This window comes from uncultured Parabacteroides sp. (assembly GCF_905196875.1).
Lineage (GTDB): Bacteria > Bacteroidota > Bacteroidia > Bacteroidales > Tannerellaceae > Parabacteroides.
This window is the reverse complement of record NZ_CAJJWO010000001.1, coordinates 22,000-46,660: the sequence shown is the minus strand read 5'-3', so window position 1 is coordinate 46,660 and position 24,661 is coordinate 22,000. Positions and strand designations below refer to the sequence as shown.

Genomic DNA, 24,661 nt, shown 5'->3' with positions numbered 1-24,661 from the left:
GAAGAAATGATGAAACAAATATCTGCACAATTACTGCTTGTTTTCGGAATATGCATGCTGTTATTCACTGCGTGTAATAATGCATCCGATTTTACCGTGAAAGGAGTTGTTTCCGGAGCTGATGGGCAGACCATGTATCTGGAGAACGTTGGTATATCGAATGTCGAGACTCTTGACTCTGTCAAGCTGACGGCTGCCGGTAAATTCAAATTCAATCATAAACGTCCGGCGTTTCCTGATTTTTATCGCTTGCGCCTGAATAATCAGCGGATCAATTTTGCGATCGACTCGGTTGAGACGATCACGATTGCTGCTGATGCAGGTACGTTTGCTACTTCATATACCGTGGAAGGTTCTGAGAATTCAAAAGCGATCAAAGCGATTACCCTGGCGCAATTGGATGCTAATCAGGCTATCGGCAGGTTGCGTAAAGAATATGAAGATAAGCATATAGCAGACACGACTTATCGTGCAAGAATACTGGAAACGGCAGAGGCCTATAAAGATGTTGCCCGTAAATATATTTACTCGGCACCGATGTCGACTGCTGCTTATTTTGCATTATTCCAGCAGATTGACGGTCTGTTGTTCTTCGACCTGTATGACAAGAATGATGTGAAGGCTTATGGTGCCGTAGCAACCAGCTACGACCATTTCTATCCGGGAAGTCCCCGTTCCAAGCATCTGTATAATCTGACACTGCAGTCGATGAAGGTGCTTCGTGCGCAACGTCCGGTGAACTTTGATAATGTGAAAACAACCGAGGTGAGCTTCCTCGATATTGAACTGCCGAACCTGAAAGGGGAAGTGGTGAAGTTGTCGTCTGTGGCTGAAGGTAAACCTGTTGTAATCAATTTTACTGCTTATCAGGCAGAATGGTCGCCGGCTCTGAATATGACTTTGGGAGAGCTCTATACAAAGTATCATGGACAGGGATTGGATATTTATCAGATCTCTTTGGATTCCGATGTCCATTTCTGGAAAAATGCAGCTTCTAACCTGCCTTGGGTTACCGTGCGTGATCCGCAGTCGGTTTATTCGCAGATTGCAGGATTGTATAACGTGAAGCAACTCCCCGCGATTTTCATACTCGATCGCAAAGGTAACCTGGTTAAACGTGTGGATGACGTGAAAACCCTGGAAGCAGATGTGAAAGCTGTACTTTAATGTATCGTGCTAACAATCAGATTTATATGTTGTAGAGCACTTGCGGAGGTTTGCGCATTTTGAAAAGATGTGTTATCTTTGCATAGTCTTAAATAGAGAGAAAAAGGAGTTCCGGCCAGGTTGTTGGTCGGGATTCTTTTTTTATATGTGGTATAAATATTAATTTAATAATCAATAATTAGGAGGATTTAATATGGCTGTTAGTTATATGACAGAAGACGGCTACAATAAGCTTTTAGCTGAGATCAACTATTTGGAAACCGTGAAACGTCCTGAGATTTCTGCCCAGATTGCTGAAGCCAGAGATAAAGGAGATTTGTCTGAAAATGCAGAATATGATGCTGCAAAAGAAGCTCAGGGTATAATGGAAGCGAAGCTGTCACAGTTGAAAGGTTTGTTGGCCAACGCCCGTTTGATTGACGAAACGCGTGTTCAAACGAACGAAGTTCAGATTTTGAACAAAGTAAAGATCAAGAATACGAAAAACAATGCTGTGATGACGTATACTTTGGTTTCTGATTCGGAAGCAAACCTGAAAGAAGGTAAGATTTCTGTCAGCACTCCGATCGCTCAGGGACTGATGGGTAAGAAAGTTGGTGACGTGGTGGAAATCAAAGTTCCATCAGGGTTAATGACTTTCGAAGTAATGGAAATTTCAATTTAATACAATAAGATATGGCAACAATATTCAGTAGAATAGTGGCCGGTGAGATACCTTGCCATAAAGTTGCGGAAGACGAAGAATTCTTTGCCTTCCTGGATATTAACCCGGTTGCAAAAGGGCATACATTGGTGATTCCAAAGAAGGAAATTGACTATATTTTTGATCTGGAAGACGCATTGTTAGGGCGAATGATGGCTTTTGCCAAGCGTGTAGCCCGTGCTCAGGAAGCAGCTATTCCCTGTAAGCGTGTAGGGCTGGCTGTGATGGGGTTGGAGGTGCCTCATGCTCATATCCATTTGATCCCTATAACGAAGGAATCGGATATGTATTTTGGAGGTGAAAAATTGACAATAAGTCAAGATGAATTATCTTCAATTGCCGCCTTGATAAGAATAGCGTACAAATAATTGGTCAAAGTCTTTTTTTATTGAAAATAATACGTATATTTGTAACCACTATTTCTGTGTCACCTCAAGGGGCTCGGAGATAGTGGTTTTTTAAATGATTCATTAGTGGTTTTTACTCATAAATTTGTTAACCTTAGAAGAAAGGCCCCTCTGAGACAGAGCGGCCTTCTTTTTTAAACACACATTTTAAACGCCAATCATTTTATTTCCTTCTATATATGTATAGAGTAACCGTTTTGCCAGAAATAAGGAGTAAGAGCCGGTAATCCAACATGTACAAAGTAGATCACGCAACCGATCAATGCAATTATCCATAAGACAAGCAGTGTCCATTTAGCGGAATTGGGAAGCGGTTTCAGATTGAACAGTTGTCCGCATATGGCATAAAGCAGGGAGATTGCCGGTATGCCTATCAATAATATAGTACCAATGCAACCAATGATGACCATATAAACAGGCTCTCCGTTATATAAATCCATTCCGAACGGTGAAAGGTGATACAGAACACTGGCTCCGCCTCCGAGTAATGCGACCGTTACAATGAATAATATGAATACAACGAGTAGGAGAGGGGGTAATAGGATAATACCCGCTAATATAGCACCGAATTTCAGGATGAAGCCAAACACTGTAACAAACAGGTCAGCTATTTTTTGAAAAAAACTTCTTGGCTTATCCGAGCTGATATAATCGTTTACGTTATTTGATACCTTTTCAAAACCGTCTGTAACAGTTTGTCCAATGGTTTCAAGTGTGACGCTTTTTCCCCGCATGATTAATCGGTCGGCAGCTGTTCTTGCTAACGGCATTACCAGCCAAAGAATGATATATAAAATAGCCATCCAATGTACGAAAGGAATAAAGAGCAGTAGGATCATAGCTAGTCTGACAGCTGTGGCATCCCACCCCATATAAGCGGCAATGCCGGCTGCAACTCCACCGATCACCCGGTTGTCGGGATCACGCATTAGTTTTTTCTTACCGGTAATGACCTGTTCCTGGAATACGCGTTTACCCGTAGTCTCTTTTTCATCTTCTTTCTCTTCTTCAAATATCTCCTCCGGTTTTCCCATGCGGTTGATGACCTCTTCGACATGTTCGATCGTGATGACTTCATGACCCAGACGGACCCGTTCACCAAAAAGTTCGGATATACGCATTTCGAAATCGTTCATGATCTCTTCGGATCCCTCTTCTTTACGGAAATGTATACGCAAATTGGAGAGATATTTATCTAATAGCTGATATGCATCTTCGTCAATGTGGAAAACTGTTCCTCCCAAATTAACAGTAAGTGTCTTCTTCATTGTTTTGCTGTTTTAATTGTTTCTGATGTGGTTGATTGTTTCGTTTAGTTCCTGCCAGGAGTTTTCCAGTTCTCCGAGAAATTCTTCACCTTTCTCTGTGAGTTGATAATACTTGCGAGGCGGTCCCTGAGTCGATTCTATCCACTGATAACTTAATAATTCGCTGTTCTTTAACCGGGTTAAAAGGGGATATAAGGTGCCTTCAACTACAATCAATTTAGCCTCTTGTAACTTCTGAATAATGTCAGAGGTGTAAGCTGGCTCTTTCTTGAGAAGCAGGAGGATGCAATACTCCAGTGTCCCTTTTCTCATTTGTGATTTTACGTTCTCTGCATTCATCTCTTATAGTTTTATGATGCAAATATATGTATTGCCTATGTACTATGCAATACATACTACTATGTTTATTCTATTTTAACATGCTTTTTCTGTTGTGTCTGTAATATGTCGGGAATGCTTTTTGCACAAAAAGAGCGATTGTGTGTAAAAAAAGGAGGGAATCTGTTGCTATTCAGTAGGAAAGCCGTACTTTTGTTGTATCAACTCAAAAAGAAGATTTATGGTTTATTACCACTACGCTGAATTAATTCATAAGCAGGCTGAAAAATATGGCTCGCGTACAGCTTTGAAATACCGCGATAATGAAAGCGGGAAATGGTTAAAGATCTCATGGAAAGATTTCTCTGAGTATGTAATGCTTACTGCAAAAGCAATGGCAGAGTTTGGAATAGAGGTACAGGAAAAGATTGGTATTTATTCTCAGAACATGCCCCAATGCCTGTTTACAGACTTCGGTGCTTATGGCAACCGGGTAATCTCTATCCCCATGTATGCCACTAATTCTCCGGCCCAGATAGAATATATTATTAATGATGCGAATATACACACCTTGTTTGTGGGCGAACAGCTGCAATATAATAATGCCTTTAAGGTCCAGAAAGAATCATCTGTGTTAAAGCGTCTGGTGGTATTTGACTCTGCCGTTAAATTGAATCCGGACGATAAAACGTCCATTTATTTCAATGATTTTTTGCGTTTGGGGGATAATGCACATGCAGAGACTACTGTAAAGATCCGTACAAATGAGGCTACTCCCGACGATGTGGCAACTATCATGTATACCTCTGGTACCACCGGTGAATCGAAAGGGGTTATTCTTCATCATTTCAATTATCTGGAAGCGATGCGCATCCATGATATTCGTCTGCCGATGGTGAACGACAAGGATACGTCGATGTGTTTTCTGCCTTTGACTCATATCTTTGAAAAGGCCTGGACGTATTATTGTCTGCATAAAGGTGTGAAGATCGCTATCAATCAGGACCCTAAGCAGATCCAGAAAACATTACCGGAGGTTCATCCAACCTTGATGTGTAATGTGCCTCGTTTCTGGGAAAAAGTATATGTGGGAGTTCATGAGAAGATTAATTCTTCTGCTCCTTTTATGAAAAAGATCTTTCTGGATGCGATCGAAACAGGACGTTTATATAATCTGGAATATAAGAATAAGGGACTGAAGGCGCCTTTCTGCTTGAAATCCAAGTTTAAATTTTATGACAAGACTGTTTTCACTTTGTTGAAGAAGGTGCTGGGTATTGAAAGAGGACGTCTGTTTCCTGTGGCCGGGGCTCCTTTGTCTGATACAGTGAACGAATTTCTGCAGTCTGTTAATATCCCTATTGTTTATGGCTATGGCTTGAGTGAGACTACGGCAACCGTATGTTTCTATCCGGAGATAGGTTTCCAGTTTGGTTCTATCGGTGAGATCATGCCGGGGGTGGAAGTAAAAATAGATGAAAGCAATGGTGAAATCCTGGTAAAAGGTAAGACGGTAACAACTGGATATTATAACAAGCCGGAAGAAAACGCCCGTTCGTTTACGGAAGACGGATTTTTTCGTACAGGAGATGCCGGACGCCTGGAAGGTAATGTGTTGTTCTTTACAGAGCGCATCAAGGACCTTTATAAAACATCCAACGGTAAATACATTGCTCCCCAGGCCATCGAGATGGAGATGAGCAGCGATAAATATATCGAGCAGATTGCTGTTATCGGCGATCAGCGTAAGTTTGTCAGTGCTTTGATTGTTCCGGCTTATTCTTTATTGGAAGAGTATGCTGAGAAGAAAGGTATAATATACGGCTGTCGTGAAGAATTGGTTACCAACAATGATATTATTCGTCTGATAGAATCTCATATTGAAGAACATCAGAAGAACCTGGCTTCTTATGAAAAGATCAAACGATTTACTTTGCTTCCCCAACCGTTTACTATGGAAGGGCGTGAGCTAACCGATACCTTGAAATTACGACGTCCGGTTGTCCTGCAGAAATATGCCGATCAGATTGAAGCTATGTATGCAGAGTAAACTGACGATTAATTTTCTATCTTTGCACAAAATTTAAAAGAAGAACAAGAGTATGATAACATCAGACCAACTACAGAATGTGTTGGAGCGCGAGCTCGCGCTGAGGGGGTATCTTTGACATAGATGGTAAGACCATCCAGTTAGAAGAAGAAGAATTGCGTACGCAGGACCCCGGTTTCTGGGAGGATGCCAAGCGAGCAGAGGCTCAGATGAAAAAAGTGAGGGAACTGAAAAAGTGGATTGAACTTTATAACGAGGTTCATGATGCCGCAGAAGAGTTGCAGTTGTCTTATGATTATGTAAAAGAGGAAATTATCACTGAAGCTGAGGTTGATGCAGCTTACAACAAGGCGTTGGAACTGGTAGAAAACCTGGAATTCCGGAATATGCTTCGTGATGAGGCAGATCAAATGAGTTGTGTCCTTAAGATCAACTCCGGAGCCGGCGGTACCGAAAGTCAGGACTGGGCTTCTATGCTGATGCGTATGTATCTGCGTTATGCTGAATCCAATAATTATAAAGTCTCTATCGCCAACTTACAGGAAGGGGATGAAGCCGGTATAAAAACGGTGACGATCAATATCGAAGGTGATTATGCATTCGGTTACCTGAAAAGTGAGAATGGTGTACATCGCCTGGTTCGTGTCTCTCCCTATAATGCACAGGGAAAACGTATGACTTCTTTCGCTTCCGTGTTTGTCACTCCGTTGGTGGATGATACGATCGAAGTGAAGATTGAAACTGCGGCAATTTCGTGGGATACGTTCCGTTCGGGAGGGGCCGGTGGACAGAATGTAAATAAGGTGGAATCTGGCGTTCGTCTGCGTTACCAGTTTAAAGATCCTTACACAGGTGAGGAGGAAGAGATCCTGATAGAAAACACGGAAACGCGCGACCAGCCTAAGAACCGTGAAAATGCTATGCGTCAGTTGCGTTCTATCCTGTATGATAAGGAGTTGAAACATCGTATGGCTGAGCAAGCCAAGATCGAAGCCGGTAAGAAAAAGATCGAATGGGGATCACAGATTCGTAGCTACGTTTTTGACGACCGACGTGTGAAAGACCACCGTACCAACTATCAGACTTCTGATGTGAACGGTGTTATGGATGGTAAGATCGACGAATTCATCAAGGCTTATCTGATGGAATTTGGTGGTGAGGAAGCTGCTGAAAAGTAAAGTTTTCACGAGAATACTTGCAAAATCCGATTAAATGTCGTAATATTGCACCCGATTTCAGAGTAACCCTCTGAAATACCGGTCCTATAGCTCAGTTGGTTAGAGCACCTGACTCATAATCAGGGAGTCCTTGGTTCAAGCCCAAGTGGGACCACCGGTGGAAAATGAAGGCTTTGTAGGTGACTGCAAAGCCTTTTTTGTTTTGTTGTACTGGGAAAAGCATCAACATTAAAATCGAATAATCATGATTGAAGATCTAAGTATCGTATTACAAGAAGTGGATTCTCTTAAAGCGGAACTGTCTACTTTACGTCCATTGCCCCCGGAAGCCTTGAAAAAGATCGAGGATGCTCTTGAAATGGAGTATACCTATGAAAGTAACCGAATAGAAGGAAATACGCTTACCTTGCAGGAGACGGCCCTTGTTGTGAATGAGGGCGTAACCATATCCGGTAAATCTATGCGAGAACACCTGGAAGCTATCAACCATGCGCAGGCTATCGATTTTATCAAAGATATTGCCCAGCAGAAGATAGAGATAAGCGAGCGGACAATTAAGGAAATCCACGCTATCGTGCTGCATGGCATTAACCGGGAGAATGCCGGTCGTTATCGGACTGTGCCGGTAATGATAACGGGGAGTACTCACATGCCACCTCAACCATATCTCATTGAGAAACAAATGGAAGATTTTATTTTAAAGTTTCAGCAAATGGAGAAAGAAGGCATACACCCGGTAATAATAGCAGGGTACTTACATGACGAACTTGTCAGGATACATCCGTTTATCGACGGAAACGGGCGAACATGCCGTCTTTTGATGAACCTTTACCTTTTACTGCATGGTTATACCCTTGTTACGCTGAAAGGTGATAATGACAAGAAATTGCAATATTATAAGGCTTTAGAAAAGTCACATACGGAGCATGAACCGAATGATTTTTATATCTTGGTAGCTGAGGCTGAAAAAGAAGCATTGCAGCGGTATATTCAGATTATAAAATGAAACCTCCACATCAAGCCAACCCTTCGTATATTAATAACGAAAAAAGTTGTGCCAGCGTTTTGACACAACCTCCTAATTAAAAAAGGAGATTATCTAAGATTTGGTTGTTAGACGGCTCCTTTTTTATCAGCTTATCTCACATTCTAGTCAGTCCTTATTTTCGGAAACTCGAACATACTCCATTATAGTTTTAAAAGCTTTTGCTGCTTTGCTATCCCGCTTAGCCGGTCGACCGTAATAAGTATTTATAAAATTTTCGGCGGGTTCCCAAGACGTAGCGAATATTCCTTGCATCCTAGATGACAGGATAGGAGAATAACTTTCTTTAGCTCCGTTTCTTCGTACCATTTCCAACATTTTCAGTTGCTCTACGGCAACATCAGATTTCCAAAATGTACTGACCAATACATTAAATCCTTTTATGGCAAAATATTCAGGTGTAGGCGGAGCATCTTCATATTTCCAATCACAAATCATTATATCTTTCGGGATCAAATCAATAGCCCTATGTGTATCAGACAAACTGGCTTGCCATGCTCCTAGTCCCGTTGTTTTTCCATCGATCAGTCGATCTCCCCACATCCACATTTCGCAACTTTTACTCTTAAGGTGGTTATAAAGATTTCTCACATGTTCGGCATAAATTACAGACCGATCTCCTCCGAAACATCTGGGGCATTTCTCATGGGCAATGATCCAAACCTCATCCAAGCCTACATGAAAAGCATCTGCCTCACAAACATCGATTAACTCATCCATTAGAGGGAATAAAATTTTATATATATCCGGATGTTGAGGGCACAGGCTTTTACAAAGGAATCCGCCCTGAGGGTAAGCGTCTACCCATGGGACAGGAGGATCAACCCCAGGAGACTCATCAAACTCTGGATATTTGATAAGTAATGGCTCTACATGTGTTCCTTCCGATTGATGTCCCAACAGATTCATTTTAGGAATTAAACGTACACCCACATCCTTACAGGCTTGTACTATCTGTTTCACTTCACTTTTAGACAGTGCCAATGTATCTGCCAATTCCGGATGAGACTCAAATTTATATCTATATTTAAATCGAACAACCAAGGTATTAATACCCTCTTTAGGCAAAGCTTCTCTGATAAAATGACAGAATGATTTTACTTGGCTTGGTTCAGGAGGAGCTAGCAAAAGAGCTTTAACCGGTAATTTATTCCACTCTTTAGCGTCTTTTTGTGAATATATCTCCTGAGCCCCCATGAAAAACGTGAATAAAAATAAACATGTCTGATAACAAATTTTCTTATTCATAATGCACTTAGGATTTCGGTTGTTCTACAACATTCGTATTTCCACCTCCACGAAGAGAAAGATCCACCGGACGATTCTTTTTCCAAGACCCTCCTGTAAAATCCGGAACATCAATTGAATTGGAGCGATTTGCTACCGACCAATAACTTAATGGCGTAATACTACACCATGCTGCCGCATCATATACATCCATATCCAAAGGCAAGCCGTTACGTAAGCAATCGATCATTCTCCAATCCATAATAAAATCCATACCTCCATGACCTCCTATGATTTTGGCAACTTCAGAAATGTGTTTAACAACTTCTGGAGTATATTGTTCTTCCAGTTCTGCCATTTTCTCTTGCGAAATATAATCGTGCCCAAATGCAACTTTGCCAGGTTCGGGATATTTACGGCAAGAACCTTTTGTTCCAGTCAGTACATGCAAACGATCGTAAGGATGAGGAGTACTTACATCATGTTGGATCATAATTGTTTTACCTTTTGCTGTACGAACAGTCGTTGTGTTCATATTGCCTCTATATTTCATTGCCGCCATCGGTTTATAATAATCATTCTTAGCCGCCAATTCCTTCGCTTTTGCTCCCATCATGAAATCATCGGTTGATATGGAAGTCAGATATTCCATTTTGTCGCCACGATTGATATCCATAGCCCAGCATACCGGTCCCAGACCATGTGTCGGATAGGGATTTCCACTTTTATGATTTTCATCCCATCTCCATGCCGGCCATTCCGGTTCTCCAAACATGCCACTCAGTAATTCGTGGATATAGGCACCCTCTCCATGAATAACTTCTCCGAACAATCCTTTTTGAACCATGTTTACCGTTAAAATCTCAAAAAAGTCATAACAGCAATTCTCCAGTTGCATACAGTGCTTTTTGGTACGTTCAGAAGTTTCAACTAGCTGCCAGCACTCTTCCAATGTTTTTGCAGCCGGAACTTCTACTGCCACATGCTTTCCGCATTCCATTGCATACACAGCTATGGGAGTATGCCATTTCCAAGGAGTAGCGATATAAATCAAATCAATATCTTCCTGCTCACATAACTTCTTCCAGGCATATTCATCTCCAAAATACTCCTTTGCCGGATGTTTATTGAATTTTTTAAGTGTCTCCTGGTTCTTTTTCACAGCCTCTTCCCGAAGATCACACAATCCCCTTACCTCTATTTCTTTGATATTGAGGATACGAGTTACGGCCCAGCTTCCCCGGCTCCCTATTCCCACATAACCGATCCGGACAACCGGAATAGGATCGGCGGCATAGCCGCACATATTGAACAGTTGTTTTCTATTTTTCCCTTTTTCTACGCATTCTCTTACAGTGACTTCAGCCTCTGATTGATCTACGGAAGAACAACTGGTAAAGCCGGTCAGAGCCACCCCTGCTCCGAAAAGAGATCCTTTTAAAAAGTTACGACGATTTATACTCATGATAATAAGATTTTATAGATTATTAAAAATAATCCTGAATGATTTCGACCACTCAGGATTATACGGTCTAAAGAATTAATCCCAACCTGGATTTTGTTTCATAATATCTTTACCGATCAGGTCGATTTCATCTTGGGGAATCGGGAAGAGATAATGATAAGAAGGGTTGAAACGACGCTCCATCACTAAAATATGATCTTTACTGCCCTTTTCTACTGGTATTCCATAACAAGCACCATTCAATGCTTTTTCGGCTGTTTTCCAACGAATAATATCGTCTCTGCGCTGTCCTTCAAAACAAAGTTCGGTCATACGTTCACGGCGTACTATCTCTCTCAACTCGGTTTGAGAACCTCCTGTAACAGCAGGATATTTATCCGTTTCACCAATATTAACCCCATAGGCTCTTGCTCTCAATAAATTGATGGCATCATACACAGACTGATCGATTGATCCGGATTCAATCTTAGCCTCTGCGTAAGTCAGAAGTACTTCTGCATAACGCAATATGACTACATTACTTTCCATAGGAATCAAAGCATATCTGACAGCTCCATTATCCAGAAATTTACGAGTATAATATCCGGACTGGGAAGAATTTCCTGTTGCCCCCGGATAGTCTACATCGCCATAAACCGGAATTTCGATATCCCTATAAGTCGCTCCCGGATATATGATGGACATATAAAAACGAGGGTCTCTATTCTCATATGGTTTTTCGGGATTATATACCGCAGACTCATAAGACGGCTTTCCATCTGTACAAGGAAATTCATCAATAAAGCCCTGTAAAGGATTTGTTCCACCCCAACCGCCATAACTAGGGAAATGCATATAGATTTGCGTATAGTTTGCCATATTCTGTCCTACAAATTGCCAAGCATATAATATTTCATCATTATATTTATTGTTTATTTCAAATAACTCTTCATAGTTAGGATACAGCGAATGTACTCCTAAATCCATTACTGCTTTTGCGGCAACGGCAGCTTCTTCCCAACGTCCGGCATATAACAACGCACGTGCCTTCATTCCTAAAGCTGCTCCTTTCGTAATACGTCCGGCATATTCAGACGACCATGTTTCCGGCAGGACCTTGATTGCATCGTCCAAATCTTTCAAAATAAAATTCAACACTTCTTCTGCTGTATTTCTCGGGCGTTTCAGATCCTCCAGATTCAGAGATTCTTCAATAATGGGAACTCCTCCCCAGTTATTCAACAGAAAATGATAAGCAAAAGCACGCAGGAATTTAACTTCCCCTTTCATTTGTTCACGCTTTGTATTATCCATTTCCGGTTTGTCAATATTAGTCAGAAACACATTGCAAGTACGAATAATACGATAGCGGATAGACCATAACTCTTTCGTATACCACATGGAAGGGCTGTTATTTCCTGCTCCCAGGTTGTTATAATCATTACCTTTCCACACATTGACAGCTTCATCCGTCCGGGCCGGTAATCCTAATATATGATCATAATACATCCAAACGTTATCTCCGTCCGTATAACGGGAATAAACGCCGACCAGCGCATTAAAAGCATCCGTTTCCGTGGCCCAGAATGTTTGTTCCGATAATTGATCTCTCGGATTCAGATCCAGAAAGCTATCATTACAAGCAGTAAATAAGGGGAATATGATCCCTATTATCCATATAAAAATATACTTTTTCATGTTTATCATCATTAACGATTAGAAGACAAGATTTAAACCAAATGTATAAGAAGTAACCATTGGATAGATATTACCTCCACCCCACGGAGTTTCCGGGTCGAAACCTCTGAAACTTGTAATTGTGAACAGGTTATCCGCGCTTACATAAAAACGGCATTTCTCAACGAACAGGTTACTTAACACTGACTTAGGTAAGGAATAGCCGATTTGTAAATTCCTCATTTTTATGTAACTGGCATTCTCCATAAAGAAAGAGTTCGTCTGCGTATAATTCCTTGATGCGTTGTTCAACGAAAGGCGAGGATAAGAAGCATTCAAATTATCCGGTGTCCAACGATCCTTTTGTGCCTCCAGAGCACTTGCTCCATTAGAAAAAGCCTGGGCGGCTGTTCCTGTCAAGTACCCCTGGACATCAGCTACAGCCTGAATCGTGGTTGCTATATCAAAACCTTTATAACTTGCACCGAGCTGCAAACCAAAAGTTACGCCAGGAAAAGAGTTACCGATGTTGACACGGTCTTCTGCCGTAATTTTTTTATCTCCATTTTGGTCTTTATATCTGATATCTCCGGGAGAAGCACCTCCTGTATAATCTTGATTCGGGGCATTTTTAATTTCCTCTTCAGAAGCAAACAAACCGATGGCCTCCAGACCAAATATATTATTAATCGGATCGCCAACTGAACGTCCTGGAGTGTCAGCTCCTTTCAGATCCGTAATCTTATCTTTTACTCTGGATACACTAAGATTAGCATAATAATTAAAGTCCTTTACTTGATCATTCCATCCTAACTGCATTTCAAAACCATTATTCCGTACTGCACCGGCATTGATTACCGGAGCGTAAGCTCCCAAAATGGAAGGCTGTGGCAAGCTCATTAAGATATCATGAGTGTTTCTAACGAAATAATCAAATGTAAACGACAGTCTATTGTTAAACATATTCAAATCCAACCCGGCATTCACCATTTCGGTATTTTCCCAGCCAATAGTAGCATTGGACATACTATAGTTTTCTGCGATACCAGAATACATTATATTTCCGAAACCATACAAACGCCCTAAAGAATATTTATTCTGATAAGCATAATTACCAATTTCCTGATTTCCTAAATGTCCCCATGAAGCTCTCAATTTCAGGTTCGAGACAGGATCGAAATGGAAGAACTCTTCTTCAGATATGCGCCAACCTGCCGATACGGAAGGGAATAATTCAAAACGATTATCTTTAGGGAAGCGGGAGGAACCGTCATAACGTAACGTAACTTCCAATAGATAGCGTTCTGCAAAATTATAGTTCACCCTGCCAAACACGGAACGGATACTATTTTCATCCATACCTCCGTCATTTCGCTGGTCGGAAGCATCGCCGGCATTTATTTGATCCAACATGTTGTTTTCTGGAAGATCATAACGGGATGCGGCGATGGAAGAGTTAGTGTATTTACGTTGTTCGTAACCAAGGACCGCTGCCACATTATGTTTCCCGAATGTTTTATCATAGTTAAGAAACGCCTGTAAGTTTATATCAGATGATTCTCCTCTGTTCTCATATAAATAAGGTCTGAACTTCATACCGACAACATCAGGCGCATTATAAAGCAACAGATTGTATTGCTGTCTTTTGGTATGGGTGAAATTACCATTTAAGGCGGCAACACCTTTTACAGATAAGCCGTCTATGAGCTTTACTTCGAGTGTTCCAATCGCAGTCAGAAAATTATCTGTATAATGATCATAGCCTCCGTCTTGTGCTTCTGCTACTGAATTATGTTCATTCATGAAAGCAGCCCAGTTCCCGTTCGACCATTTGATCGGAGTAACAGGTGTTTCACGATAAGAACGGTGAACCAACTCATTGATGCTCTGATAGGGTTGTGATTTTTCCTGTCTGATGTATGAGAAATTCATACCAAAATTCACTCGTTTACTAATATCGAAATCAAAATTACCTCTGATTGAATATCTCTCCAAACCAGTTTGAGCAATTAATCCTTCTCTGTTCAGATACCCTAAAGAGAAATTATATCTTGTCTTTTCCGTTCCTCCATCCAACTGTACATGATGGCTATGCTGGAATCCGCTTTTTGAAAATAATTCGTCGGTTTGATTCGAATTAGGATACAGATCCGGATCTGTTCCTTTTCGGTAATTTTCGATGTCCGTCTCTGAATATTTCGGAGCCAATCCGTCATTAGTCAACGCTTCATTATACAAGGTCGCATAATCGGTAGAGTTCACCCATTTAGGTAGACGGGTCGGGTTTTGAATGCCGATATACCCATTATAAGATACTTTCATGCGACCTTCTTTCCCTTTCTTAGTTGTAACCAAAATCACTCCATTACCAGCACGTACACCGTAAATAGCAGCGGAGGCAGCATCTTTCAGAACACTGATGCTTTCTATGTCATTCGGATCAATGGCATTCATACTCCCCGGAATTCCATCAACAATGGTCAAGGGAGATGTAGAATTCAGTGTTCCGGGACCACGAATAATAAATTCAGCACCGTCGGCTCCCGGCTGACCGGAACGTTGAATAGCTGTCAATCCCGGAGCGATACCGGTCAGCAAGTTCGTAGCATCCGATGCTGCTCTATTGGCAATTTGTTCCGATCGCACACTGGCGACAGCACCGGTCAAAGTAGCTTTCTTTTGTGTACCATAACCAACCACCACCACTTCATTCAATGTTTGGGAATCTTCTTTCAGGATAACAGATATGACAGATTTATTACCAATAGGAATACTTTGTTCGATATAACCGATATAAGAGATTTTCAATGTAGCTCCGTTAGGCACTTCCAATGTAAAATTACCATCTGTATCTGTAATTGTACCAATCGCTGTTCCGGCTACTACTACATTTGCTCCAATAACGAATTCTCCATTTTGATCTACAATTTTTCCTGAAATCTGTTTTTTTTGTTGAATAGCAGGTTTTGTAGTCACAGTCCGTTTTTCGAACAAATAGATCTTATTGTTTTTGATCTCGTAATTCAGATTGGTATCAGCAACCAGTTTTTCCAGGACCGAGGCAACATCTGCGTTTTCAACCTGAATACTCACTTTTCTGTCCAGATTGACAATCTGTTTGCTGTATGCAACGCTGAGTCCCGTCTGTTTGGTGATGGCTGATAACACTTTTTCAACCTTGACGTTGTTGAGTGACATAGAAACTCGCTGGGCAGAGGCTTCTGCTGTAAAGGTTAACAAGGAGATAACCAGAAATAAAAATGTCAGTTTCATTGCATTCGGGATTTTCTCAATTAATATTAAAAGGTGCCTGGGGATAAGGCACGAACCATTTTTTTTCATACTTTTGAAATGAATTTATGTATTAGAAATTAATTTGAATTTCGGTACGTGGATAACCGGGAATGTGGGGATATTTCCGGTTATTTTTTTGAGTTTATTATGTTGTGTTGTTCATGTGTGCTTTTTTTATAGGTTAAACAATTTGATGCTTTCTATATAGTAGACACACGGTGCCAGAAAAAGTATGAGTAGAAAATGAAAAAAGTTTTATTTTGTTAGTTCTATGTTGATAAATCCTTCTTTTTCAATGAATTTCACCGGAGTTATTTTCTCAATATCTTTCAGAATCTGTTCAATGCTCTGGTCTGTTGAGGTAAGCGTGTAGTTATAGTGGAGAACCGATGAGTCAGCTATGATAAACTCTACATTATACCAGCGTGACAAGGTCGCTATCACTTCAGACAGAGACGTATTATCGAATACAATCTGATTCTTTTTCCAGGCAGAAAGGAGATTGATGTTCTCTGGACGGGATATTTTGCAAACGCCGCTTTTCCGGTTGTAAGTCGCTTTTTCTCCCGGTTTCATGTAGGCTAATGAACTGTGTTGGTTTGCCAGTTGCACTTTTCCGCTTTCCAAGGTGACAAAGATATCCGGGTCGGTAGTGTAGGCTTTTACATCAAATGTCGTTCCCAATACTTTTACATTGATATCTTTTACATCCACGATGAACGGGCGGTCCTTGTTCGGGGAGACTTCGAAGAATGCTTCTCCTTCGAGTTCGACTTTACGCTCGGAGAAACCGAATTTCCGGGGATATTTGATACGGGTTTCGGCATTGAGTGTGGCGCGTGAACCATCCTGGAAGATCAGTTGCATGCGTTCTCCTTTAGGTACATATATTTCTTCGTAACCGGAATCGGCAAAAAGATCGATGCGTTTATCTATATACCAGAATTGCCCGAGGAACAACAGTAGCGGAATAAAGATGGCGGCTGCCCGGAAAAGTATCTGTTTTTTTTTCCGGAGGTGGATTCTCTTCATAATATACTGATACATCTCATCGGAAGGAATGCTGCGTTCTACATACAGTTCTTCGCTGCCCGGCTGTATCTTTTCCGCGTCTTCATCCATCAAGGAGGACAGATATTTCGCACCCTCCGGTGTGGAGAACCAGCGGATTACCTGGCGTGCTTCTTCCGGAGTGGCGGTATTGTCGAGCGTTCTGTCGATGATATGTTTATCTGGTGTTTTCATTTTCTTATTCCTGTTTTCTTAATTGACACATAACTGGACTGTTGGTATGAGTGTTTGTTGCTCTTTTTTCCTTTTTCAGGAGAAAAAGGAAGAGAGTAGCAGGATTAGCAACTTATCGAAATGTTCCCTGAGCAGTTTGATGGCCTGCGAATAATGAGTTTTGACTGTCGGTATCGATATCTGCATCTTTTCTGCAATCTCCTGATTGGACAATCCTTTTTCCAGTTTGTACAGGCAGACGATTTTCTTCTGTTCCGGCAGGTTGTCGATAGCCCGGTACAACTGTTCGTTCATTTCCTTTTCTTCCAGCTTTTCCAATATTTCGTTTTCATATTCGATTATTTCTTGTGCCAGTTCATAATTCTTCTCCAATGCGGTATAGTTATTCCTTATCTCGTTCAGCAGGTGATTTTTCAACATGGTGTACAGATAATTTCTCAGGTTGATCTGAATGCTGAGGAGTGTACGCGACTCCCAGAGCTTCAGGAATATTTGCTGGACGGCATCTTTGGCGGTATCGTTGTCCTTTAAATATTTGAAAGCAACGACATAAAGTAATTTATGATACCGTTCATAAATAGTAGTGAAAGCCCTCTCATTTCCTTTTTGCAAAAAAATAAGTAACTCATCATCGGTTTGCCCGGATATGGAGAGGAACCGCTTGTGCATATAATAGTATCCCTTTTAGATTTTGTGCAAATATAACTTTAATACGAAACTTTCCAATCACTAAACTCCAAACTTAACTGTTCCCACCGTTCTTTTTTTACGGTTTCTTCCCGTTCTTCCTGTGGGTTTGAAACAGAAAGACCAAGCAGCCGGATCGGGTTCGTTTCATAATTTACCTCTTTCAGCAGTTGTTTGGCAAGGGGGAGGATCTCGTTTAAGGCGGTCAGTTCGTGAGATTGGGTAATACTTTTTGTTTTTAATGTGAAATCGTGGAATTTTATCTTTAATGTCAATGTATTTCCTTTGAATCCGGTTCGTTGCAGGCGACCGATCAGTTCGGTGGCTACATGGTAAAGCTCGATGATGACGGACGATTGGCGGGAGATATCTTTTTCCAGCGTATGTTCGCAGCCGACGGATTTACGGATACGGATGGCTTCTACAGGGCGCAAATCTATTCCCCGGACGCATTCATAATACAAGATACCTGCTTTTCCGAATTGACGGGTCAGCATTTCCTGCGAACATTCCCTTAGTTTTTCTCCGTTATGGATACCCAATGTATGCATCTTTTTGGCGGTGACGGGACCGACACCCCAGAATGATTCGATAGGCAGCTGGGCGATAAAGTCGAGTGCCTGTGCCGGATGGATCGTACAAAGACCGTCTGGCTTCCGGTAGTCGGAGGCTATTTTAGCCAGGAATTTATTATAGGATATACCGGCGGAGGCGACCAGATGCAGTTCCTGCCGTATCCGTTGCTTGATCTCTTTGGCTATATCGACGGCAAGAGAGATTTGCTTTTTATTTTCTGTCACATCGAGGAAGGCTTCATCCAGAGAAAGTGGTTCGATGATATCCGTATATTCATGGAAAATCTCGTGGATTTGAGAAGAGACTTCTTTATACACGCTCATTCTGCCCGGCACAAAAATCAGGTGAGGACATAAGCGCTTGGCTTTTTGTGACGACATGGCGGAACGGACACCGTATTTACGTGCCTCATAACTGGCTGCGGCAACCACGCCACGCTCTTCCGAATAACCAACCGCCAGCGCTTTTCCCCGCAGCTCCGGATTGTCCCGTTGCTCGACCGATGCATAGAATGCATCCATATCTATATGTATGATTTTACGTTCCGTATAACCTCCTTTTCCTAAACAAAGATACGTAAAAGCGAGGAGATACCGTATAGATTTTGTCTCTACATACTTTTTGCCACACTAAATAGTAGGTTAAATCCTTCAGACCATTTTTTATGAATCAACCAATCCATTTGTTTGAACTTTATTATATAGTCGGAGAAAAGAGGTTTTTATAACAGAGTTGGTGGAAAAAATGTATTTCTTTTATATAAGGCAGAAAGTAGTCTACTAAAAACATTAACATATGCTACTATATCAAAAGTGTTTCACCCTAATGAAACAACTGTTTCAATTAGGAGAAACAACTGTTTCATTAGGGTGAAACACTTTTTGTAACTAGCCACTTAGAGAGTGACTCCGGATTTGAAGATGGCAATTTCACGGTATCCTTTCCTTTCGTTGTTTACGAAACGGCCTCCGGCTACCTCCAATATGAACCGGATAAACTGCTCGCTGAGGGTTTCCATCGATTCACCTTCCACTAACGTTCCGGCATTAAAATCAATCCAGCCGGGTTTGTTTTTCGATAGAGTGGTGTTTGTCGATATCTTTACAGTGGGGATAAACGTACCGAAAGGCGTTCCGCGTCCGGTGGTGAAGAGTACCATGTGGCAACCGGAGGCCGCCAGTGCTGTACTTGCTACCAGGTCATTGCCCGGGGCGCTCAACAGATTCAATCCTTTTATCGTTAAACGATCGCCATACACAAGTACGTCCTTTACACCCGATTTACCGGATTTTTGTGTACAGCCGAGTGATTTTTCTTCCAGTGTAGAGATTCCTCCGGCTTTGTTTCCGGGAGAAGGGTTTTCATAGACCGGCTGTTTGTTTTCCAGGAAATAGGCTTTGAAGTCGTTGATGAGGCGGACGGTCTTGTTGAATAACTCTGCTGTACCGCAACGATTCATTAATAATGTTTCGGCCCCGAACATTTCGGGGACTTCCGTCAAAACTGTCGTTCCTCCCTGTGCAACCAGAAAATCGGAAAATATACCCAATAGCGGATTGGCAGTAATACCGGAGAAACCATCCGAACCGCCGCATTTCAAACCGATACGCAGTTCGCTGAAAGGAACCGGCGTACGTTGGTCGGTTGAGGCAATGGCATATAATTCGCGTAGTAGCTTCATGCCTTCTTCCTGCTCGTCTTTCACTTTTTGGCAGACCATAAAGCGGACACGTTCCGTATCGTATTCCCCCAGAAACTCACGGAAAGTATCCGGCTGATTGTTTTCACAGCCTAGCCCGACTACCAGTACTGCACCGGCGTTCGGATGTTTTACCATATCCCGCAGGATTTTACGGGTATTCTCATGGTCGTCACCTAACTGGGAACAGCCGTAATTATGGGGAAAAGCCACGATCGCATCCACACCTTTCCCATTCGTTTCCCGTCGTAGAGTTTCTACCAGTTGGTTAATGATGCCGTTTACACAACCGACTGTCGGCAGGATCCATATCTCATTACGTATGCCGACTGCTCCGTTTTTACGGCGGTAGCCGTTAAAAGTCAATTCTTTGTTGGGAATATGTAATGTTGTGTCCTGTGGTTGCCAGGTGTAATCCTGTAACCCGTCCAGGTTTGTTTTTATATTTTTTTCGTTTACCCAGGCTCCGGCGGGGATATCGTTCCGGGCGTGGCCAATGGGAAAACCATATTTGATAACAAGATCACCGGTGGTGAAATCTTTCAAAGCCACTTTATGCCCGGTTGGAATCTCTTCCCGGATAGCGATCTGACGATCACCAAGTTCAATCTGATCTCCGGCTGATAACGGATCTATGGCTACGATGACATTATCGACCGGATTTATTTGGATATACTTTTTCATCAGAGAATCTCTTTTACTACCTCTCTCATACCTTTTTCCTGAATCGCGTCCAGGTAATAAATAACCCGCTCTGTCAACCCGGAAATCCGATTGAGGTCTTCGCCCCAAATCTCATCCATTGCCAGGGTATTTTTTGCCACGGTCCGTGTAGAGTTGGTTGCCCAAAGTTCTTTCATCAGGCATATTGTCTTCGAATCATCGTTGGGAACGATCTCGGTTCCGTCTTCACGTTGGCCTCCTTTATAATAGGTAAGGATCGCTGCCAGTCCCAATACAAGTCCTTCCGGCAAAACGCCTTTGCGTTTCAGGTATTCTTTCAGACCCGGCAGGTCACGTGTCTGGTATTTGGGGAAAGAGTTCAGCATGATGGAAGTAACCTGATGATCGACAAACGGATTGTTGAAACGGTCCAGTACATCATTTGCAAACTGTTCCAGTTCTGATTTAGGCAGATCTAACGTTTCCATCAGTTCTTCGAACATCACTTTGCGGATATATTTTCCGATCACCTCATTCTGGCAGGCATCCCGTACGATGTCGATTCCGGAAAGGAAAGCAACGGGCGAAAGGACAGTGTGAGGGCCGTTCAGTAAAGTAACCTTTCTTTCGTGATATGGAGCTTCGGACGGAACGAACAACACATTCAGGCCGGCTTTATCGGCGGGAAATTCCCTGGATATTTCCTGTGGTGCTTCGATCACCCATAAATGAAATATCTCAGCCTGTACCACCAGGTTATCGTTATATTGGAGCTTTTCTTTGATGGTATCGATCTCTTTTCGTGGAAAACCGGGTACGATACGGTCTACCAGCGTGGCATAAACACCACAGGCCTCTTCGAACCAGGTTTTGAACGCTTCGCCCAGTTGCCAGAGATCGATGTATTGGTAGATTGTCTCCTTCAGTTTGTGTCCGTTCAGGAAGATCAATTCGCAGGGGAAGATGATTAATCCTTTATTCTTATCCCCGTTGAATGTTTTGAAACGGTGGTAAAGTAACTGTGTCAGTTTACCTGGATAAGAAGAGGCTGGCGCATCATCCGGTTTGCAGGACGAATCGAAAACGATGCCCGCTTCGGTCGTGTTGGAGATCACGAAACGCATTTCCGGCTGTTCCGCCAATTGAATGAATGCTTCGAAATCGGTGTAAGGATTCAGTGAACGGCTGATCACGTCGATCAGTTCGATACAGTTGACTGTTTCCCCTTTATCCAGGCCCTGTAAGTTGACATGATACAGGTTGTCCTGTTGGTTCAATATGTCGACCATCCCTTTTTCAATAGGTTGAACTACCACAACATTACTGTTGAAGTCCGTTTTAGCATTCATATTCCAGATGATCCAGTCTACAAATGCCCGAAGGAAATTACCTTCTCCAAACTGTATGATACGTTCCGGCCGGAGAGTGACCGGAGCGTTCTGCCTGTTTAATTCTTTCATTTTATTTGTTTACAACGAAGTTTCGTATCTGACATTCCGTACCTAAAGAATCGGGATTCTTTTCTTTCGAGATACGAAGTACCAGTTTATGGGCAGTGTCGTCTAATTCTGTTTCCAGCATATATACCCAGGGAATATAAAGATATTTGCTCCATTCGGTAAACGTATCGAGCTTTTTGAATGGGGCACCGTCGATGCTGTATTCAAGGATTCCGGCTGTCGGACCCGGTGTACAGAAAATACCGATCGCTTTTCCAGTGAAGTCGAGCGTCAATTTGTCGCCCGGACGGGTTGCCTCCAGCATGGGAACGTCAACGAAACCTTTTCTTTTTTCATATGTATTATCCGCACGCCAGGAAGGAATGTATTTCCAGCCTTTGTTCAGTTTAGCCTCTTTCAGGTCGATAAAGTCGCCGCCGTAATAACTGTATGCATCGAGTGGTTGTGCAGGTATTTCGTGGGCAACGACCGGACTGTCGGGAGTGATTCCTTTCCACATCGTATCGAAGAGGTGGTTGATAGCTGCGGCATAGAATTTATGTCCGAACGGTAACGGATGGGTTCCGCCGAACTGTTCCCAGGTGAACTCGCCGTCCTGCATCCGTTCGCCTATTTCCTGAACCAGGTTGACAGACGGAATCAGGTAATGGTTTGCCACCCGTTCGTGGTTCAGTATTACGTCCGGTTGCTGTTTTTTAGCAACCATCGGGATAAACGGATCGTAGATGAAGTGTAACATCACAATATCCATTTCCGGATTACTTAGTAATGCATGGCGCACTTCCCCTTCCATACCACGCACCTGTTCCAATGGAGTAAAATGGTTTGTATGGTCGTTCACGGCTGCTTCCACAAAAAGCAGGTCTATTTTTCCTTTCGAGAGAATATCATTTTTCATTCGGAAGGAACCCGGAGTCGTTCCGGTAGAACCGATGCCGGCTTCTATAAATTCGAAAGTCGTATAAGGGAAACGCTGTTGCAGTTGTTTTTCGATCATGTTTTTCCATCCGTTCATCTCTGTGATGGAGCCGCCCAGGAAAGCGACACGTGCTTTACGTTCTTTCTCGAACTTGATAAACGAGTTTTGCAGGCTGCCTCGCACATTGTAATGCAGGTATTTTTCATATTCCGGTTGGTGGCGGAGGATGAAGTCCACGACCGGTCCCGGATTTTCCAGGCTATGGGGATGATGGTCTACACCTGGTTTGATAATTACTTCTACCGGACCACCCAACGCCAGGTAACGAGAACGTACTATATCCATATTATCCTTGAACGGAACGACTTTGTCGGCATCTCCGCAAACGCTGATGATCGGGATTCCGGCTTTTGCCAACGGTTCCAGATTGTCGATCGGATTACCTTTGAACAAATTCATCTCTTCGTCTGTCAGGTTCCATTCTTTCAACAGGTCGTTCCACAACTCTGCATTCTTTCTTCCCGGCCAACTGAATACATTACAAACCGGGGCATCGATGTAGATACAGGCGATCTTGTCTGTATTTTTGGCAGCCCAGTTCAAAGCATATAAACCACCGCGGCTGAATCCTTCCAGGGTCACTTTCGGAGAAAGTCCGTACCAATCTTTCATATAATGGTAGAAATCCGTACCTAGTGCTACTGCGCGTGGGTTTCCATAACAGTGTGTCACATCATAATAAGCTACATGAAATCCTTTTTCCAGTAAAGCCTTGTCTACACTGGGGAAAGCATTGAAGAAAGCCGGCCGCCATATCCACGGATTCCCTTTAGCCGCCTGTTTAGGGACAACCACGATCGCATCGCGTCCCTTGAACTGGAAATCGTAACGGTCGCATCCGTTCCATTCGCTTTTCAGACCGGGAAAAGTTTGCATCTGGTGAGAAGTTTCTTTGCCTGTAATCGCTTTGTAAACGGTCTCGGCGATCTTGTGTGCACCGACCGGATCGGGATGGACATTATCCGGGAAATGTTCCTGCATGCCACTCAATGCCGTATACAAGTCTATGATCGGTAATTTGTTTCTTTTCGCTACCTGTTCAATCACTGGAATAACACCGGCTGCAATGATACTGTCGTTAATTCCGGCATCGCTGACATAGGCTTTGGGAGGATAACAGAGATAGATCTTTGGTTTTGATGGAATTGCCTTAAACGCATTGACCATCGTCTGAATATCTCCGGGAAGTCCGGCTTTGTATTTCCAGTTGAACGATTTGGAATCATTTGTCCCCAGCTTGATCACAACGATGTCGGGATTATAACTGAGAGCATCTTTAAACATTTGTTCCTTCATGTAAGGACGATCCCCTTTCATCAGCATAGTACGGGCACTAAAGCCGAAGTTCCGTACTTCATACTCCTTTCCGAGCATTTGTCCGAGAACCGAAGGGTAACTGTCGCGGTCGCGGTTGGCAATCCCAGCTCCAAATGTAATACTGTTTCCTACACATGCCACCCGGATTATTTCAGCGGCTTCCTGCGCCCAGCCATTCAGACTGACGATCAGAAAAAATACTATTAAATTGATTAGCTTTTTCATGGTAACTTATCTCGATTCTTGATTTATGTTCT

The 24,661-nt window shown here is 42.5% G+C and carries 18 protein-coding genes and 1 tRNA gene; 7 read left to right on the top strand and 12 right to left on the bottom strand.

The annotated features are described in order from the left end of the window. Window positions 1-9 precede the first annotated feature (9 nt). From QZ076_RS00170 to QZ076_RS00160, 3 genes are all read left to right on the top strand, one after another. On the top strand, window positions 10-1,167 hold the full coding sequence (locus QZ076_RS00170; protein WP_075559888.1) for a TlpA disulfide reductase family protein: 1,158 nt from the start codon (window positions 10-12) through the stop codon (window positions 1,165-1,167). Window positions 1,168-1,360: 193 nt separating this feature from the next. Next, window positions 1,361-1,831, top strand: a complete 471-nt coding sequence (gene greA, locus QZ076_RS00165) for a transcription elongation factor GreA (protein ID WP_028726457.1) — start codon at window positions 1,361-1,363, stop codon at window positions 1,829-1,831. Between the two features lie 11 nt (window positions 1,832-1,842). Continuing rightward, window positions 1,843-2,238, top strand: coding sequence for an HIT family protein (locus QZ076_RS00160; protein WP_293709193.1), 396 nt, complete (start codon window positions 1,843-1,845; stop codon window positions 2,236-2,238). A gap of 212 nt (window positions 2,239-2,450) precedes the next feature. On the opposite strand, the gene QZ076_RS00155 is transcribed toward QZ076_RS00160, so the two are convergent. Beyond that, window positions 2,451-3,545: a PspC domain-containing protein gene (locus QZ076_RS00155; protein WP_293709192.1), complete on the bottom strand. Its 1,095-nt coding sequence runs from the start codon at window positions 3,543-3,545 to the stop codon at window positions 2,451-2,453. 12 nt (window positions 3,546-3,557) lie between these two features. Then, window positions 3,558-3,884, bottom strand: coding sequence for a PadR family transcriptional regulator (locus tag QZ076_RS00150; RefSeq protein ID WP_075559891.1), 327 nt, complete (start codon window positions 3,882-3,884; stop codon window positions 3,558-3,560). Between the two features lie 220 nt (window positions 3,885-4,104). Here QZ076_RS00150 and QZ076_RS00145 point away from each other — a divergent pair, with 220 nt between their 5' ends. From QZ076_RS00145 to QZ076_RS00130, 4 genes are all read left to right on the top strand, one after another. Then, window positions 4,105-5,913 (top strand): long-chain fatty acid--CoA ligase, encoded by a 1,809-nt coding sequence (locus QZ076_RS00145; protein ID WP_293709190.1) that lies wholly within the window; start codon window positions 4,105-4,107, stop codon window positions 5,911-5,913. A 52-nt stretch (window positions 5,914-5,965) separates the two neighbouring features. Beyond that, window positions 5,966-7,091 (top strand): peptide chain release factor 2 gene (gene prfB / locus QZ076_RS00140; protein ID WP_293709188.1). Its coding sequence is split into 2 segments (ribosomal slippage): window positions 5,966-6,028 and window positions 6,030-7,091, totalling 1,125 coding nucleotides; the frame shifts between segments, so codons are not numbered across the junction. Window positions 7,092-7,171: 80 nt separating this feature from the next. Further along, window positions 7,172-7,245: transfer RNA gene (locus QZ076_RS00135), tRNA-Ile, on the top strand. Window positions 7,246-7,335: 90 nt separating this feature from the next. Continuing rightward, window positions 7,336-8,097: a Fic family protein gene (locus QZ076_RS00130; protein ID WP_293709186.1), complete on the top strand. Its 762-nt coding sequence runs from the start codon at window positions 7,336-7,338 to the stop codon at window positions 8,095-8,097. Between the two features lie 147 nt (window positions 8,098-8,244). On the opposite strand, the gene QZ076_RS00125 is transcribed toward QZ076_RS00130, so the two are convergent. The 10 genes from QZ076_RS00125 to QZ076_RS00080 all read right to left on the bottom strand — a co-directional run bounded on the left by QZ076_RS00125 (window position 8,245) and on the right by QZ076_RS00080 (window position 24,629). Further along, complete coding sequence (locus QZ076_RS00125) at window positions 8,245-9,384, bottom strand: family 20 glycosylhydrolase (protein WP_293709184.1); 1,140 nt, start codon at window positions 9,382-9,384, stop codon at window positions 8,245-8,247. 7 nt (window positions 9,385-9,391) lie between these two features. After that, window positions 9,392-10,828: a Gfo/Idh/MocA family oxidoreductase gene (locus QZ076_RS00120; protein ID WP_293709182.1), complete on the bottom strand. Its 1,437-nt coding sequence runs from the start codon at window positions 10,826-10,828 to the stop codon at window positions 9,392-9,394. Window positions 10,829-10,903: 75 nt separating this feature from the next. Further along, complete coding sequence (locus tag QZ076_RS00115) at window positions 10,904-12,505, bottom strand: RagB/SusD family nutrient uptake outer membrane protein (protein ID WP_293709180.1); 1,602 nt, start codon at window positions 12,503-12,505, stop codon at window positions 10,904-10,906. Between the two features lie 18 nt (window positions 12,506-12,523). Then, window positions 12,524-15,757, bottom strand: coding sequence for a TonB-dependent receptor (locus QZ076_RS00110; RefSeq protein WP_293709178.1), 3,234 nt, complete (start codon window positions 15,755-15,757; stop codon window positions 12,524-12,526). 276 nt (window positions 15,758-16,033) lie between these two features. Further along, a complete protein-coding gene (locus tag QZ076_RS00105) occupies window positions 16,034-17,023 on the bottom strand; it encodes a FecR family protein (protein WP_293709176.1) in 990 nt (329 codons plus the stop codon). A 75-nt stretch (window positions 17,024-17,098) separates the two neighbouring features. Further along, window positions 17,099-17,692: an RNA polymerase sigma-70 factor gene (locus tag QZ076_RS00100; protein WP_293709174.1), complete on the bottom strand. Its 594-nt coding sequence runs from the start codon at window positions 17,690-17,692 to the stop codon at window positions 17,099-17,101. Window positions 17,693-17,730: 38 nt separating this feature from the next. Next, window positions 17,731-18,822, bottom strand: coding sequence for a DNA polymerase IV (dinB, locus tag QZ076_RS00095; protein WP_293709465.1), 1,092 nt, complete (start codon window positions 18,820-18,822; stop codon window positions 17,731-17,733). A 359-nt stretch (window positions 18,823-19,181) separates the two neighbouring features. Then, entirely contained in the window at window positions 19,182-20,672 is a 1,491-nt protein-coding gene (locus tag QZ076_RS00090) for an altronate dehydratase family protein (protein WP_293709463.1), read from the bottom strand. Beyond that, window positions 20,669-22,108 carry a tagaturonate reductase gene (locus QZ076_RS00085; RefSeq protein WP_293709172.1) on the bottom strand — a complete coding sequence of 480 codons (1,440 nt, stop codon included), beginning with the start codon at window positions 22,106-22,108 and terminating at the stop codon, window positions 20,669-20,671. Before QZ076_RS00085 ends, QZ076_RS00090 begins: the two co-directional genes overlap by 4 nt. A 1-nt stretch (window position 22,109) precedes the next feature. After that, complete coding sequence (locus tag QZ076_RS00080) at window positions 22,110-24,629, bottom strand: GDSL-type esterase/lipase family protein (RefSeq protein WP_293709170.1); 2,520 nt, start codon at window positions 24,627-24,629, stop codon at window positions 22,110-22,112. Between the last annotated feature and the right edge of the window lie 32 nt (window positions 24,630-24,661).